The organism is Agrobacterium larrymoorei, from assembly GCF_013322225.1.
Lineage (GTDB): Bacteria > Pseudomonadota > Alphaproteobacteria > Rhizobiales > Rhizobiaceae > Agrobacterium > Agrobacterium larrymoorei_A.
This window is the reverse complement of record NZ_JAAMFB010000005.1, coordinates 1-15143: the sequence shown is the minus strand read 5'-3', so window position 1 is coordinate 15143 and position 15143 is coordinate 1. Positions and strand designations below refer to the sequence as shown.

The following is a 15143-nucleotide window of genomic DNA, read 5'->3' as shown; positions in this document are numbered from 1 at the left end:
TGATAACCACGGAAATCTAACGCCAGAGAAAATTGCCGTCATAGTATGAGACTTGAAGTTCTTCTTCCTATTTTAATCGCCCTACCGTTCATTGGCAGCTTCGCGACCGCGATGATGCCGCGAGACGGCGCGGCCCGTGGGCCGGCTGCCGTTGCAGGCTGCATAACGTTGATAGCGCTTGCCATCACCATTCTTCTCTATGGCAGCGTCAAGGATGGGGCTGTTCTCAAATATGACGCGGAATGGCTTCCGCAACTGGGTCTGAACTTCACCCTGCGGATTGATGGTTTCGCCTGGATATTCGCGATGCTGATCACCGGCATCGGCCTGCTCGTCGTGCTCTACGCGCGCTATTACATGTCGTCGGAAGATCCCATTCCGCGCTTTTTTGCTTTTCTGCTTTCCTTCATGGGGTCGATGCTCGGTATCGTTCTATCCGGCAACGTCATTCTGCTGTCGATCTTCTGGGAAATGACCAGTGTCTTCTCCTTTCTGCTGATCGGTTACTGGCACCACAACGCAACGGCGCGTGACGGCGCGCGTATGGCACTGACGGTAACCGGCATCGGCGGTTTCTGCCTGCTGGCGGGGCTGTTGATACTCGGGCATATGGCGGGTAGCTACGATCTGGACGATATCATCGCCAAGGCTGGCGATATACGCGCCCATTCGCTCTACGTCCCGGCTCTTGTCCTCATCCTCATGGGCGCATTGACCAAGAGCGCCCAGTTTCCCTTCCATTTCTGGCTGCCCAACGCCATGGCCGCGCCGACGCCGGTTTCGGCCTACCTCCATTCCGCCACCATGGTAAAGGCAGGTGTATTCCTGCTTGCGCGCTTCTGGCCTGTATTGGCGGGAACCCCGGAATGGTTCTGGCTGCTCGGCTTCTGCGGCATCATCACGCTTCTGCTCGGCGCTTATTTCGCCATGTTCCAGCAGGATCTGAAAGGTCTTCTGGCCTATTCCACCATCAGCCACCTCGGCCTCATCACGACGCTCTTAAGCCTCGGAAGCCCGCTTGCCGCAGTTGCCGCCATCTTCCACATGGTCAATCATGCCACCTTCAAGGCATCGCTGTTCATGGCGGCAGGCATCATCGACCACGAAACAGGCACCCGCGACATGCGACGCCTCAGCGGACTTTACACCTACCTGCCCGCAACCGCCACGCTTGCAATGGCAGCCAGTGCGGCAATGGCCGGTGTCCCGTTGCTGAACGGCTTCCTCTCCAAGGAAATGTTCTTCGCCGAAGCTGTCGAAACCCACGCGGATTCCTTGCTGGACAAAGCGCTTCCCTATGTCGCCACACTGTCCGGCGCCTTCGCCGTCGCCTATTCGCTACGTTTCATCCATACCGTTTTCTTCGGCCCCAAGCCGCAGGATATTCCGAACCCTAACCCGCATGAGCCGCCGCGCTGGATGCGCTTTCCCATCGAGTTCCTGGTTCTTGCATGCCTGATCGTCGGCATCGTGCCGAGCCTGTCGATCGGTCCGTTCCTGCATTCCGCCGTCCTTTCCGTCCTCGGCCCGCAGACGCCGATCTACAGCCTTTCGATCTGGCATGGCTTCAACGTACCGCTGATGATGAGCATCGTTGCGCTGATCGGCGGCATTGCGATCTATGCTTTGCTGGGCGGCTATTTCGCCAAATGCGACGATGGCCCGCCGATCTTCAGGCATCTGCGCGGACAACGCATGTTCGAGCGCATCATCGTCACGGTGTCGTGGAAATGGGCGCGCTGGCTGGAGAGCACGCTCGGCACACGGCGCTTGCAGCCGCAGTTGCGCCTGCTGATTTTCGTGGCGCTGCTTGCTGGCTTTTCGCCGCTCGTGGCATCGGAATTCTCGCTGACATTGCCCCGCGTTACCTCCTTCGATCCGATTTTCGCCGTGCTGTGGGCCATCGGTATCATTGCAGCGCTGGGTGCCGCGTCGCAGGCGAAATATCATCGCCTCGCTGCCCTCGTCATGCTCGGCGTGTCCGGTCTTGTCACCTGCCTGACCTTCATCTGGCTATCGGCACCCGATCTCGCCATCACACAGTTGCTGGTCGAAATCGTGACGCTGGTTCTCATCCTGCTTGGCCTGCGCTGGCTGCCAAAGCGCGTCGTGAAGGTCGATAACAGCAATGAGCTTCCAGCACAGCTTCGGCGCGGACGTGACCTGTTGCTGGCGATCTTCTCCGGCATCGGCATGACGGTCATCGCCTATGCGGTCATGACACTTCCGGTTCCCAACACCATCGCCAATTACTTCCTTGAAAAGGCGTACAAGGAGGGCGGCGGTACCAATGTGGTCAACGTCATTCTGGTCGATTTCCGTGGCTTCGATACCATGGGCGAAATCGCGGTGCTGGCCATCGTCGGCCTTACCGTCTTTGCCCTGCTGCGCCGCTTCCGACCTGCCCATGACAGTATCGACCTGCCGGAACAGCAGCGCATCCAGAACGCCTTCGATGCGGACAACCCGGATCGCAGCAAGGGCGATACGGTGCGCGACTATCTGCTCGTTCCATCCGTCATCATGCAATGGATGTTCCCGGTGGTCATCACCTTCTCGGTCTTCCTCTTCATGCGTGGGCATGACCTGCCCGGCGGCGGCTTTTCCGCCGGCATCACCATGGCAATCGCGTTCCTGCTGCAATATCTGGCGGGCGGCACGCGGTGGGCGGAAGATCGCATCCGTATCCTGCCGCTGCGCTGGATGGGCTTCGGCCTCCTGATGGCGGCAGCGACCGGCATGGGATCGTGGTACTTCGGCTACCCGTTCCTTACGTCCTATTTCCAGTACACGGAAATACCTTATGTCGGCAAAATGCCGACTGCCTCGGCCCTGCTCTTCGACCTCGGCGTCTTTGCGCTTGTCGTGGGTTCGACCGTTTTGATCTTGATAGCATTGGCGCACCAATCGCTGCGTAACTACAAGGTTCGCACGCCAGACGCCGCTAAAGCGGAGGAGGCGTAATGGAACTGATACTTGCACTTGGCATAGGGGTGATGACAGGTTCGGGCGTCTGGCTGATATTACGTCCACGCACCTATCAGGTCATCGTCGGCCTCTCGCTGCTCTCCTATGCCGTAAACCTGTTCATCTTCGGCGTTGGCGGCATCAAGACCAATGCGCCGCCGGTGCTGCTCGATGGCGTCGATATTTCGACATTGACCGATCCCGTGCCACAGGCGCTGGTTCTGACGGCAATCGTCATCGGCTTTGCAACGACGGCGCTGTTTCTCGTCGTTCTGCTGGTCGCACGCGGGCTGACGGGTACGGACCATGTCGACGGGAGGGAAACGAAGTGAATTCCTTCCCTGCCCACATCGTCATCGCACCCATTCTGGTGCCACTGCTTGCTGGCGCCATTCTGCTCTTCATCGATGAGCGCAAACGCAGGACCAAAGCCGCCATCAGCCTTGGCGCGACCTTCATTCTGCTGGCCGTGTCCATCGGGTTGTTCATGGAAGTGAACTCGACGGTCAACACGGAAGTTGCCGCCGTCATTTCCACCGGCGTCTACCTGCTCGGCAACTGGCCCTCGCCCTTCGGCATCGTTCTGGTGGCAGACCGGCTTTCCGGCTTGATGGTGCTGCTCGTTTCGCTGCTTGCCATTCCCTCGCTCGTCTATTCGCTGGCGAAGTGGCACAAATCGGGGGCGCATTTCCATTCGCTGTTCCAGCTCATGCTGATGGGCGTCAACGGCGCGTTTCTGACAGGCGACCTGTTCAACCTCTTTGTCTTCTTCGAAGTCATGCTGGCCGCATCCTATGGACTGCTGCTGCACGGCTCCGGTCCGCTTAGGGTTAAGGCAGGCCTCCACTATGTTGCCATCAATCTGGTCGCTGCCTTGTTCTTCCTGATCGGCGTCAGCCTGATCTATGGCGTCACCGGCACACTGAACATGGGTGACCTTGCCCAGCGGATCGCGGGCCTCAACCCCGACCAGCGCATGCTGCTGGAAACGGGGGCCGCCGTCCTCGGCATTGCCTTCCTCGTGAAAGCGGGAATGTGGCCGCTTAATTTCTGGCTGCCATCGACCTATGGCGCAGCGTCTGCTCCAGTCGGTGCGATCTTCGCCATCATGAGCAAGGTCGGAATTTACGTCATCGCCCGTCTCTCTTTCCTGCTTTTCGGGCAGACGGCTGGCGATTCCGCAGGTTTCGGCCATGATGCGCTGTTGATCGGCGGGATAGCCACCATCGTTTTCGGCACCATCGGCGTTCTTGCCTCGCAGGCTCTCGGACGTCTTGCGGGCTTCTCGGTGCTGGTGTCATCCGGCACGCTGCTGGCAGCCATGGGCACCGGCAACCCCACCGTTGCTGCGGGCGCGCTTTATTATCTTGTCAGCTCTACGCTGACGATCAGCGCCTTCTTCATGCTGATTGAACTTGTCGAGCGAGGGCAGGATGCGGGCGCAAACGTTCTTGCCGTGACCATGGAGGCCTATGGCGACGGAGACGAAGAGGAAGAAGAAGACGAGGTTGGCGTCACCATGCCCGGCACCATGGCCGTGCTCGGCACCTGCTTTGCCGCCTGCGGTATTCTGCTTTCCGGTCTGCCGCCACTTTCCGGCTTTATCGCCAAGTTTTCGATGCTATCGGCCATCCTCAATCCGTCAGGCTTGGCTGCGGATGATACGGTGTCCACCCTGTCCTGGTGGATCGTGTTCCTCATCGTCTTCTCGGGCCTGGCTGCGTTGATTTCCATGACGCGCGCCGGTATCCGCACCTTCTGGGGTTCACTGGAAGGCACGGTCCCGCGCGTTTTCGTGATTGAAATCGCACCGGTCATGCTGCTTTTGGCCATGACGCTTGCCATGACGGTGCAGGCAGGCCCGATCATGCGCTACATGCAGGAAACCGCCCGCATTCTGGATTTGCCGGAAAGCTACATTCAGGGCGTGATGAGCGCCCCACGGGCCGACAATGGCAGCTCAGATGATAACGGGGAGGTCGCACAATGATCGGTCGCATTCTCCCCTACCCGCTACTGACCATATCGCTCATCATTTTCTGGATGTCGATCAACAGCTTCTCGCCTGGACATTTGATTTTAGGAACCGCCGTATCGCTCATTGCGTCGTGGTCGATGGCGTCGCTCAGGCCCGCCAAGCCACGCATCCGCAACTGGTCTACCCTCGTAAAGCTGATCGTCATTGTTCTTTACGATATCGTTCGCTCGAATATCGCGGTGGCTTCGCTCATCCTGCGGCGGCGGCGCGGCGGCAACCAATCCGGCTTTCTGACCGTGCCGCTCGATATCCGCCACCCGATGGGGCTTGCGCTTCTGGCGGTGGTGCTGACCGCCACACCCGGCAGCGCATGGCTGGAATACAACTCATCGCAAGGCACACTGCTGATCCACGTTCTCGACGATGTGAGCGAAAGCCACTGGATCAACCTCATCAAGAACCGATATGAAAAAATGCTGATGGAGATATTCGAATGAGTTCGATTATCCTTTTCTGGTCGTTTTCTCTGGCCCAGATCTTTCTCGCGATCGCCATGGCGATTTCCGTCTATCGCATCGCCATCGGCCCGCGCGCGCAGGACCGCGTGCTCGGCGTCGATACGCTCTATGTCAGCGCCATGCTGCAACTCATGACCTTCGGCATGCGCACCGGCAACGACATCTATTTCGAAGCAGCACTACTGATCGCGATCCTCGGCTTCGTCTCGACCGTTGCCCTATCCAAATTCCTGATGCGTGGGGAGGTCATCGAATGAGTAATGCAGCCGAATTTCCCCTCTGGGCCGCGATCCTTGTCGCCTTTTTCGTACTGCTCGGTTCAGGTCTGACACTGATCGGCACCATCGGCTTTGCCAAGCTGCAAAGCTTCTATGAGCGGCTTCATGCCCCCACGCTTGGCACAAGCTGGGGCACCGGTGGCATTGTCATGGCATCGATCATCTATTTCTCCGTCTCAGGTGACCGCCTCGTCTTCCATGAGATCTTCATCGGCATATTCATGACGGTAACCACCCCCATCTCCCTCATGTTGCTGGGCCGTGCAGCGCTCTATCGCGACCGCGCAGAACAGAACCGCGAAGACCGCGAAAGGCTTTGAAACCGTCCGCCAGGCCAGTCGTCACCGGCCTGCAATCTCTATCGGAATCGCTCGATAATCATTGCATTCAATCGTCCCCAACTGCGGCGATACCCTCCGGGAGCAATGGACAGCATCCTCCTAGAGCTTTGCAGGAAAATTTCCTCACCAGACGCGCTGGAGGCGCTACCATAGATATGCGTTGCCCGTCAGCCTCGTGATGTTTGATGGCCTTGATCCACACGGCGCTCTTGGATTCGCAAACAATCGCGATTTCCAGTGCAGGCATCGACACTCACAGAGATGACCGGACCGCCAATCTACTTGCCCCTGTCCGCGCCAGTGCTGGAGTAACACGAAGCCTCTCTCACAGCATAACGCGATCAGTCTGCAAGCAATATCTGGCAAAGCCCTTGGACCCACTAAGGCCACAGCACCAATGAAAACACCAAGGAGATAAAATGGTGCCCGAAGGCGGATTTGAACCACCGACACGCGGATTTTCAATCCGCTGCTCTACCAACTGAGCTATTCGGGCACTAGAGGCTCTTGAAGAACCTTCGCTTTTTTTAAAGCGCCGGGGTGTTTTGCGCCCCGGAAGTGAGCGGGGTTATAGCATCTTGTTCGGACATGGCAAGCGCCCGAAACAACTTTTTTGACAGTTTTTTTCGGCACGTGAGAATGTACCGACGACACGTGGACGGATGGCTTTATTGGCAGCCGCTCGCCCATCGTAAACTCGCATTTTCCGCTAAGCCGCCTTCCATTGCGCTTATTATTTGGAGCCGGCAGAAAGCCCCAGAGCGAAGGGAACCGCGGCCACGAGCAGCGCAACCATAGGCGAAGAAGCGAAGATGCGGCCAGCGAGAGAGGTAACGGCGACGGAGCGGATAAGGGGAAGCCAAGAGGAAACCTCGCCTTCGCTGCGCTTCTGGCCGTTTCTTGCCTTGCCGAGTGCATCGACGTCCCGACGAAATGCGTCCAGATCTCGCCGAAGGTCGTCGATCTGCTGCTGGATCGCGCGGTTTGCGGCTGTAGACGTGCCTCTCGTTACCGGTTCGCCAACGGTTTCATGATTTAGCTCCGGGTCTGCACGTTCCTCATCCAACTGTACCAGTTCATCTTCCAGATCGGATGGTTTGTCAAAACCGTGGGATCGTGTAGGCGCTCTCATGCAACTCTCCTTTGGGAACTCTTCGCACCTTGACGGCGGTCAAACAGCATTGTTTTCCAAACGCCGGAAGAGACAAAAGGATGCAGAAGTTTTTCGATCTCCTACCGGGTGGACACTAAAAGCCCCGATATAAAAAAGGCGACCGTAAAGCCGCCTTCCTCATTAACCTCAAGCTGCCTTCGCAGCGCCGCCATAGGGATCGAAGCGGCTGTAAAAGGTTTCACCCTTTGCGGCCAGATCCTTGAGGAGCGGAGTAGGCGCAAAACGGGCGCCGTAATTGTTTGATAGCTGTTCCGCCAGTGCCACAAAGTTCGCGACGCCCATGCCGTCGATATAGGACAGCGCGCCGCCGGTATAAGGCGCAAAGCCGAAGCCGAGGATGGAGCCAACGTCTGCTTCACGCGGATCGGTGACGATGCCCTCTTCGACCGTGCGAGCCGCTTCCAGAGCGATGGTGACGAGGAAGCGTTGCTTCAGCACATCCATGTCCACATCTTCCGGCTTCTTCTGCGCGTAGAGGTCTTTCAGGCCGGGCCAGAGAGACTTCTTGGCGGGCTTTGCCGGGTAATCGTAAAAGCCCTTGGCGTTCTTGCGACCGAAGCGGCCCTCATCTTCCACCAGCTTCTTGACCAGTTCCATATGGCGCGGATCGACCGCCTTGTCGCCGAGATCGGCGGCGGTGGCTTTCAGGATCTTGTAGGAGAGGTCGATGGCGACTTCGTCGTTCAGTGCCAGGGGTCCCACTGGCATGCCTGCGAATTTCGCGGCATTTTCGATCATGGCGGCGGGCACACCTTCGATCAGCATTTCATAGCTTTCGGCCATATAGCGCAGCACGCAGCGATTGACGAAGAAGCCGCGAGTGTCGTTGACGACGATCGGTGTCTTCTTGATCTTGGCGACATAATCCAGCGCCAGGGCCAGAGCCTTGTCGCCGGTTTCCTTGCCGAGGATGACTTCGGTCAGCATCATCTTTTCGACCGGCGAGAAGAAATGGATACCGATGAAATCAACAGGGCGTTTGGAGTTCTTGGCAAGGCCGGTGATCGGCAATGTCGAAGTGTTGGAGGCAAAGATCGCGCCCTCGGGAAGAACCGCTTCGACAGCCTCGATCACGGCCTTCTTCACATCGCGGTCTTCGAACACGGCCTCGATGACGAGGTTTGCAGTTTTGAGCGAGGCGTAATCGGAGCTTGGCGTGATGCGGGCGAGAATGGCGGCAGCCTCTTCCTGCGTCATGCGGCCCTTGCCGACGCTATCCTTCACCAGACCTTCGCAGGTGGCCTTGCCCTTGGCGGCAGCTTCGTCATCGCGGTCGATCAGCGTGACCTCGAGACCGGCAACGGCTGTGACGTAAGCAATGGATGCGCCCATGAAGCCAGCGCCGACAACGCCGACATGCTTCAGGTCGCTCTTTGGCTGACTTGGCGGGCGGCGTGCGCCCTTGCCCAGCTCCTGCATGGAGATGAACAGCGAGCGGATCATGCCGAAAGCTTCCTTCGAGCGAAGGATTTCCGTGAAGTAGCGCTGCTCGACCTTCAAGGCTGTATCGAAAGGCAATTGCAGGCCTTCATAGACGCATTTGAGGATGGCGAGAGCAGCCGGGTAGTTGCCAGCGCTTTCGCGGCGAAGGATCGCGGGTGCGGCTGGCCAGAGCTGTGCCGCTGCTGGCGTCCAGATGCCGCCACCGGGGGCCTTGAAGCCTTTTTCATCCCATGGGGCAACGGGCTTGAGGCCATCCTTGATCATCTGCTTTGCAGCAGGGATCAGCTGATCCGGCTCGACAACCTGATGAACGAGGTTCATGGCCTTGGCGCGCTGTGCGGTGAGCGTCTGGCCGGTCGTCATCATCTGAAGCGCGGACTGGGCATCGGTGAGGCGCGGCACGCGCTGCGTACCACCCGCACCGGGAAAGATTCCGACCTTGACTTCCGGTAGGGCCATCTTGACGCTTTTTGCGTTGGAGGCCACGCGGCCATGGCAGGCCAGAGAGAGCTCCAGCGCGCCGCCCATGCAGGTGCCGTTGATGGCGGAAACCCAGGGCTTGCCGTTGGTTTCGATCTTTCGGTAGAGCCAGTTCATCTTGCCGACGAGATCGAACAGCTTCTGCGCCGCCTCATCCGCGTTCTTGGCCTTCTCCTCATGATAGAAGGAGAACATCGACTTGATCATCGACAAATCCGCGCCGCCCGAAAACGTGCTCTTGCCGGAGGTGAAGACGACGCCCTTGACGGCAGCGTCCGCAACGGTTGCATCGACAACGGCATTCAGTTCTTCCATGACTTCCGCCGTAAAGACGTTCATGGATTTTTCCGGCATGTCCCAGGTGACAATGGCGATGCCGTCTTCGTCGGTCTCGACGGTGAAATTGGTGTAAGTGCTCATATTGGGATTCCTCTTCCCTGAATTCTCTTGCGATCAGTAAAGCCAGACGGCGAGGCCGAAACAACCGAACATAAGAACGATAAATACGAGCAGGCCCCACTGTTGCACCTTCAGGTTTTTGACATCCTGTTTCGTAAGAACACGCGTGGAGGACTCATAATCCTGTGCCATGTTCTTTTCGAGATTGTGCAATGTAAGTTGCTGCTCGATTTCGTTTTTCGGTTGTTCGTAAACCTCGCGTCTCATGCCTCGCTTAAACCCGCTCGATAACCGTTGCCGTGCCCATGCCCGCGCCGATGCAGAGCGTGACCAGCGCCGTATTGAGATCGCGGCGTTCCAATTCGTCCAGCACCGTGCCGAGGATCATCGCACCTGTTGCGCCCAGCGGATGGCCCATGGCGATGGCGCCACCGTTGACGTTCATCTTGTCATGGCTGATATCAAAAGCCTGCATGTAGCGTAAAACGACTGCGGCGAAGGCTTCGTTGAGTTCGAACAGATCGATATCGGAAAGCGACATCCCGGTCTTCTTCAGAAGCTTTTCGGTCACATCCACCGGACCGGTCAGCATCAGCGCCGGATCGGAGCCGATATTGGCGAAGGAGCGGATGCGGGCGCGGGGCTTGAGGCCCATGCTCTCGCCGCCAGCCTTGGAGCCGATCAGCACGGCAGCTGCACCATCCACGATACCCGAGGAGTTACCCGCGTGGTGGACGTAGTTGATACGCTCCACCTCCGGATGCGCCATGATGCCGACGGCCTCAAACCCACCCATTTCACCCGGCATCTGGAAGGATGCGTTGAGCGAGGCCAGCGCCTGCATATCCGTGCCGGGGCGTATATGCTCGTCGCGGTCGAGAATGGTGATGCCGTTCTGGTCCTTCACCGGAACCACGGATTTCTTGAAGTAGCCGCTTTCCCAGGCATGCGCTGCGCGCTTCTGGCTTTCCACCGCGTAGGCATCCACATCATCGCGTGAGAAGCCATACTTTGTGGCGATGAGATCGGCAGACACACCCTGCGGCATGAAATAGGCAGGGAAACTAACGGAGGGGTCCATGTACCAGGCGCCGCCGGACATACCCATGCCGACACGCGACATACTTTCCACGCCGCCCGCGATGACGATTTCGTCCGAGCCCGCCGCAACCTTGCCCGCCGCAAAATTGATGGCATCCAGACCCGACGCGCAAAAACGCGAAATCTGCATGCCCGGAGCCTTGGTGGAATAACCGGCCTCGAACGCCGCACCCTTGGCGATCACGGCACCTGCATCCATCACCGGATCGACGCAGCCCATGATGATGTCATCGACTGTGGACGTATCCAGCCCGTTGCGGTCGCGGATGGCCTCCAGCGTCTTGGCGGCGAGGCGAACGGACGGCACTTCGTGCAGGCTACCGTCCTTCTTGCCGCGTCCGCGTGGGGTGCGGACGTGATCGTAGATATAAACGTCGGTCATTTCTCATCTCCCTGTGGGCATGTGACTGCCTCGAAATCTCTGGAGGTCGTGAGTGGACCCCTCACTTGCAATTTCTGAAACTTAGCCGCTGGCTAAGATTTCGAAATTACTTTCTCTCCCACAAGGGGAGAGATAAACTCGCCGCGTGCTCCGCAGCCTACCTCTCCCCTTGTAGGAGAGGAAAGAAAATCAAGGTCTTAGCGTAAGCTAGTCTTAGATTTTCTAGGTGAGGGGTCAATCACAACCTCTCCTCAAAACGCTTCCGCAGCCAGTTCCATCATCGTATCGGCACCAGCTTCGATGCGGGTCTTGCGCAGAACGGTTTCCGGCATGATGCGCTCCATGAAGAACTTCGCCGTTACCAGCTTGGCCTTCAGATACTCTTCATCGGAAGAGCCGGAGGCCAATGCCGCCTGTGCGGCCTTCGCCATGCGCGCATGCATGTAACCCAGCACCACGACGCCGAAGAGGTGCATGTAATCGGTGGAACCGGCACCGGCATTGTCGGGCTTCGCCATCGCGTTCTGCATGAACCACATGGTTGCGGCCTGCAGGTCGTTCAAGCCCTTCTTAAGGCCCTTTGTGTAGATAACGAGGTTTTCATCGGCACGGTTTTCTTCGCAGAAATCGCCGATTTCCTTGAACAGCGCCATGACGGCGCGGCCGCCATTGAGGCCGAGCTTGCGGCCGACAAGATCGAGCGCCTGAATGCCGTTGGCACCCTCATAGATCATGGTGATGCGGGCATCGCGGACATACTGGCTCATGCCGTGTTCCTCGATGTAGCCGTGACCGCCATAGACCTGCTGGGCGGCAACTGCGTGGTCGAAGCCCTTGTCGGTCAGCACGCCCTTGAGGATCGGCGTGACGAGGCCGAGAAGATCGTCCGCCGTCTGGCGTTCCTTCTCATCGGTTGCGCGGTGCGCGATATCCGATTGCAGCGCGGTCCACAGCAGGAAGGCGCGGCCCGCTTCGTTATAGGCGCGGATCGTCAGCAACGTGCGGCGAATGTCGGGGTGCACGATGATCGGATCGGCTTTCTTGTCCGGGTTCTTGGCACCGGAAAGCGAACGGCCCTGAATGCGCTCACGCGCATAATCGGCAGCGTTCTGATAGGCAATTTCGCCGATGGAAAGACCCTGAAGACCAACGCCGAGGCGGGCTTCATTCATCATCACGAACATGGCCGAAAGGCCCTTGTTCTCCGCGCCTATCAGATAGCCGGTCGCGTCATCATAGTTCATCACGCAGGTCGCGTTGCCGTGGATGCCCATCTTGTGCTCGATGGCGCCGCAGACGACGCCGTTGCGATCACCCAGCGAACCGTCTTCCTTGACCATGAACTTCGGCACGATGAAGAGCGAGATGCCCTTCGTGCCTTCCGGCGCGCCTTCGATGCGGGCGAGGACCAGATGGACGATATTGCCCGTCATGGAATGTTCGCCAGCGGAGATGAAAATCTTCTGGCCGGTGATCTTGTAGGAACCATCGCTCTGCGGCACCGCCTTGGTGCGCAGAAGGCCGAGGTCCGTGCCGCAATGGGGCTCGGTCAGGTTCATTGTGCCAGACCATGTGCCAGCAACCATGTTCGGCAGATAGGTCTGCTTCTGCTCGTCCGTGCCGTGCACGAGGATCGCGGCAATCGCGCCCTGTGTGAGGCCGGGATACATCATCAGCGACAGGTTGGCCGAAGACATATATTCGCCGACAGCCGCGTGAAGCGTATAGGGAAGGCCCTGCCCGCCGAACTCCGCCGGTACGGCAAGACCGCTCCAGCCACCTTCGCAATAGGCATCGTATGCCTGCTTGAAGCCATCCGGCACGGAAACCGAGCCGTCATCGGCGCGCTTGCAACCCTGCTGGTCGCCGGAAAGGTTGAGCGGGAAAAGCTGTTCTTCGGCAAGCTTTGCAGCCTCGCCGGTAATCGCCTCGATCATGTCGGGCGTTGCGTCTTCGAAACCGGGCAGATTATTGTAACGCTCCAGACCCAGAACGTCATTGAGAATGAAAAGCGTATCCTTAACTGGGGCCTTGTAAACAGGCATTACCGATGTTCCTCCGCATCGTTCGCCGGGACAGGTCCGGCCTCAAGATGGGGTCACAATATTTGACGTGCGCGTAAACGTCAAATGGCATTGGAACAAAATTTTGTAGGTGAGGGCGACAATCTTGCATCAAAACATTGCTGTTGTGTGAAGCATGATCGCCCTCTCCTAACCGAGCGAGCAGGTCGACTTTCTTGGAATGAGCGTGGGGGCAGACAGTCTGATGCGCTCCTCTACTTCGCCATTTGAGTCGGACAGGAGTTCCAGCGCGTTTGAAGCAATCTGCGCGAAGGGGACGCGCATCGTCGTCAGCGGCGTCGGCAAGTGGCTAACGATTGGTATGTCGTTGTAACCTATCAAAGACATATCGCCTGGCACCGACAAACCCATTTTCGCGAGCTGCGATAATGCACCGATCGCTGTATTGTCGTTAACGGTAAAAATGGCTGTCGGCCTATCGTGCATAGCCACTAGCTCCTTCACGGCTTCGCCGCCCGCCTCAATTCCAAAGGTCGAAGGAATGATTCGACTTTCATCAATGTCGATACCTGCCTCGGTCAAAGCTTGGCGATAACCATCCACGCGTCCTCTGGCGCTAGAGGCGTAGGTGGGTCCTGCTATTACGCCGATTTTTTTGTGGCCAAGATCAAGTAGATGCCGAGTGGCGAGATAGCCACCCAGCCTATCGTCTCCGACCGAGGACAGGCTGCGCCCATCCGTTCTGAGCGCCAAGACATAGGGCACGCCACGCTCGGCAAGCTCGTCGGGAAAGTCATCGTCATCGCGCGCCGTTGACAGGATCAGGCCATCGACTCCGCGCTTCAACAGCGTTTCCGCCGCAGTACGATCAGCCTTCGGCCTATCGTCTGTCGTTGCTACTATGGCAAAACGCCCCGCCCGGGTACACGCCTTGGCAAGACATTCATAAAGCATCGCCATCACGGTATCCGTCAGCCGGGGAACGATTACACCTACCGTCATCGTGTTTCCGCGCCGCAAGCTGGCGGCTGAAACATCCCTGACATACCCGAGCTCCTCGGCGATTCTGCGGACGCGACGCGCGGTTTCGCTGTCGGACCGCGGCAGGCGCTCATCCAATATTCGAGAAACCGTCGACTTGGAGACACCCGCGGCGGCAGCAACACCGTGAAGCGTAATCCGGGGCTGACGGCCGAAATCATCAGGCTTTGAATTCATTGGCATTTTCCAAGCGAGTCTAAGTTTTTTGCGAGCGAAGACCAATATGCACCAAAAAACATATTGACTCCAGAGATAAAGAAAACGATCTTGGGAACGTTCCCATTAACGATCCAGCTTGCTGATCGACAAGGACGGCAGCTGATAAGGAGGAGTTTTCAGATGCAACCGATGGACCTTCGAGGCTTAAGCCCTGCCCCTGTCACTGCTTTCACCCGGGATGGTGAAATCGATCACGAAGCAAATGCGAAAATCGCCAAATGGCTGGTGTCGTTTAAAGGTGTAAAAAGTCTCGTTATTCTTGGTCACGCCGGCGAAGGCACATTTCTGACAGAAGAAGAGCGCCTTTCACTCATCCGCACGTATGTCGAGGCTGTAGATGGAGCCGTTCCGATCATTGCGGGCATCACCGGAGAAGGTACTAGAGTAGCCGCGGCGGAAGCCAAAAAGTGCAAAACCGCAGGTGCGACCGGCGCGTTGGTTTACCCCAACCATGGCTGGTTGCGCTTCGGCTTTCAGAAGGGTGCGCCGCAGGACCGCTACAAGGCAATCTGGCAGGAGTCAGGCCTCCAGTGCATTCTCTTCCAGTATCCTGATGCGACCAAGGCCAGCTATGATCTGGAAACACAGCTTGCAATCGGCACTCAGGAAGGCGTTATCGCTACCAAAAACGGCGTGCGGAACATGAAGCGCTGGTATGTAGAGATTCCTGAGCTGAAAGAGGTGGCTCGGAAAATCTGCACAGCTAGGATAAGTGGAATTTCTGCCTGACTTCAGCTTAAATGCTGAGAACAGGAGATACCATGACGAGACGACCGCGCCGGAACCATAGCCCGGCTT

12 protein-coding genes, 1 tRNA gene and 1 pseudogene are annotated in these 15143 nt (G+C 57.9%); 7 read left to right on the top strand and 7 right to left on the bottom strand.

What is annotated here, in order from left to right:
* Window positions 1-45 precede the first annotated feature (45 nt).
* From G6L28_RS01725 to mnhG, 6 genes are read left to right on the top strand one after another with little or no spacing between them, the layout of a single operon-like run.
* Window positions 46-2964 carry a monovalent cation/H+ antiporter subunit A gene (locus G6L28_RS01725; protein WP_174062060.1) on the top strand — a complete coding sequence of 973 codons (2919 nt, stop codon included), beginning with the start codon at window positions 46-48 and terminating at the stop codon, window positions 2962-2964.
* Complete coding sequence (locus tag G6L28_RS01720; protein ID WP_174062059.1) at window positions 2964-3299, top strand: Na+/H+ antiporter subunit C; 336 nt, start codon at window positions 2964-2966, stop codon at window positions 3297-3299. Before G6L28_RS01725 ends, G6L28_RS01720 begins: the two co-directional genes overlap by 1 nt.
* Window positions 3296-4957, top strand: coding sequence for a monovalent cation/H+ antiporter subunit D (locus G6L28_RS01715; RefSeq protein WP_174062058.1), 1662 nt, complete (start codon window positions 3296-3298; stop codon window positions 4955-4957). Before G6L28_RS01720 ends, G6L28_RS01715 begins: the two co-directional genes overlap by 4 nt.
* Window positions 4954-5442, top strand: coding sequence for a Na+/H+ antiporter subunit E (locus tag G6L28_RS01710; protein WP_174062057.1), 489 nt, complete (start codon window positions 4954-4956; stop codon window positions 5440-5442). The genes G6L28_RS01715 and G6L28_RS01710 overlap by 4 nt, the downstream gene beginning before the upstream one ends.
* Window positions 5439-5720: a K+/H+ antiporter subunit F gene (locus tag G6L28_RS01705; RefSeq protein WP_174062056.1), complete on the top strand. Its 282-nt coding sequence runs from the start codon at window positions 5439-5441 to the stop codon at window positions 5718-5720. Before G6L28_RS01710 ends, G6L28_RS01705 begins: the two co-directional genes overlap by 4 nt.
* Complete coding sequence (mnhG, locus tag G6L28_RS01700) at window positions 5717-6061, top strand: monovalent cation/H(+) antiporter subunit G (RefSeq protein WP_174062055.1); 345 nt, start codon at window positions 5717-5719, stop codon at window positions 6059-6061. Before G6L28_RS01705 ends, mnhG begins: the two co-directional genes overlap by 4 nt.
* 441 nt (window positions 6062-6502) lie before the next feature.
* On the opposite strand, the gene G6L28_RS01695 is transcribed toward mnhG, so the two are convergent.
* The 7 genes from G6L28_RS01695 to G6L28_RS01665 all read right to left on the bottom strand — a co-directional run bounded on the left by G6L28_RS01695 (window position 6503) and on the right by G6L28_RS01665 (window position 14303).
* Window positions 6503-6578: transfer RNA gene (locus G6L28_RS01695), tRNA-Phe, on the bottom strand.
* A gap of 237 nt (window positions 6579-6815) precedes the next feature.
* Window positions 6816-7214 carry a hypothetical protein gene (locus G6L28_RS01690; protein ID WP_174062054.1) on the bottom strand — a complete coding sequence of 133 codons (399 nt, stop codon included), beginning with the start codon at window positions 7212-7214 and terminating at the stop codon, window positions 6816-6818.
* A gap of 168 nt (window positions 7215-7382) precedes the next feature.
* Window positions 7383-9599 (bottom strand): FAD-dependent oxidoreductase, encoded by a 2217-nt coding sequence (locus G6L28_RS01685; RefSeq protein WP_174062053.1) that lies wholly within the window; start codon window positions 9597-9599, stop codon window positions 7383-7385.
* A gap of 33 nt (window positions 9600-9632) precedes the next feature.
* Window positions 9633-9845 carry a hypothetical protein gene (locus G6L28_RS01680; protein WP_174062052.1) on the bottom strand — a complete coding sequence of 71 codons (213 nt, stop codon included), beginning with the start codon at window positions 9843-9845 and terminating at the stop codon, window positions 9633-9635.
* Window positions 9846-9852: 7 nt separating this feature from the next.
* Window positions 9853-11061: an acetyl-CoA C-acetyltransferase gene (locus G6L28_RS01675; RefSeq protein ID WP_174062051.1), complete on the bottom strand. Its 1209-nt coding sequence runs from the start codon at window positions 11059-11061 to the stop codon at window positions 9853-9855.
* A gap of 251 nt (window positions 11062-11312) precedes the next feature.
* Window positions 11313-13106, bottom strand: coding sequence for an acyl-CoA dehydrogenase C-terminal domain-containing protein (locus G6L28_RS01670; protein ID WP_174062050.1), 1794 nt, complete (start codon window positions 13104-13106; stop codon window positions 11313-11315).
* A 168-nt stretch (window positions 13107-13274) separates the two neighbouring features.
* Window positions 13275-14303, bottom strand: a complete 1029-nt coding sequence (locus tag G6L28_RS01665; protein ID WP_174062049.1) for a LacI family DNA-binding transcriptional regulator — start codon at window positions 14301-14303, stop codon at window positions 13275-13277.
* Between the two features lie 162 nt (window positions 14304-14465).
* Here G6L28_RS01665 and G6L28_RS01660 point away from each other — a divergent pair.
* Window positions 14466-15026, top strand: a pseudogene (locus G6L28_RS01660) (dihydrodipicolinate synthase family protein); the annotation flags it as partial.
* Between the last annotated feature and the right edge of the window lie 117 nt (window positions 15027-15143).

Excerpts from the sequence above, each read along its gene's own strand:
- G6L28_RS01725 (WP_174062060.1), top strand. The coding sequence starts at position 46 with ATGAGACTTGAAGTTCTTCTTCCTATTTTAATCGCCCTACCGTTCATT.
- G6L28_RS01720 (WP_174062059.1), top strand. The coding sequence starts at position 2,964 with ATGGAACTGATACTTGCACTTGGCATAGGGGTGATGACAGGTTCGGGC.
- G6L28_RS01710 (WP_174062057.1), top strand. The coding sequence starts at position 4,954 with ATGATCGGTCGCATTCTCCCCTACCCGCTACTGACCATATCGCTCATC.
- G6L28_RS01705 (WP_174062056.1), top strand. The coding sequence starts at position 5,439 with ATGAGTTCGATTATCCTTTTCTGGTCGTTTTCTCTGGCCCAGATCTTT.
- mnhG (WP_174062055.1), top strand. The coding sequence starts at position 5,717 with ATGAGTAATGCAGCCGAATTTCCCCTCTGGGCCGCGATCCTTGTCGCC.
- G6L28_RS01690 (WP_174062054.1), bottom strand. The coding sequence starts at position 7,214 with ATGAGAGCGCCTACACGATCCCACGGTTTTGACAAACCATCCGATCTG.
- G6L28_RS01685 (WP_174062053.1), bottom strand. The coding sequence starts at position 9,599 with ATGAGCACTTACACCAATTTCACCGTCGAGACCGACGAAGACGGCATC.
- G6L28_RS01680 (WP_174062052.1), bottom strand. The coding sequence starts at position 9,845 with ATGAGACGCGAGGTTTACGAACAACCGAAAAACGAAATCGAGCAGCAA.
- G6L28_RS01675 (WP_174062051.1), bottom strand. The coding sequence starts at position 11,061 with ATGACCGACGTTTATATCTACGATCACGTCCGCACCCCACGCGGACGC.
- G6L28_RS01670 (WP_174062050.1), bottom strand. The coding sequence starts at position 13,106 with ATGCCTGTTTACAAGGCCCCAGTTAAGGATACGCTTTTCATTCTCAAT.
- G6L28_RS01665 (WP_174062049.1), bottom strand. The coding sequence starts at position 14,303 with ATGAATTCAAAGCCTGATGATTTCGGCCGTCAGCCCCGGATTACGCTT.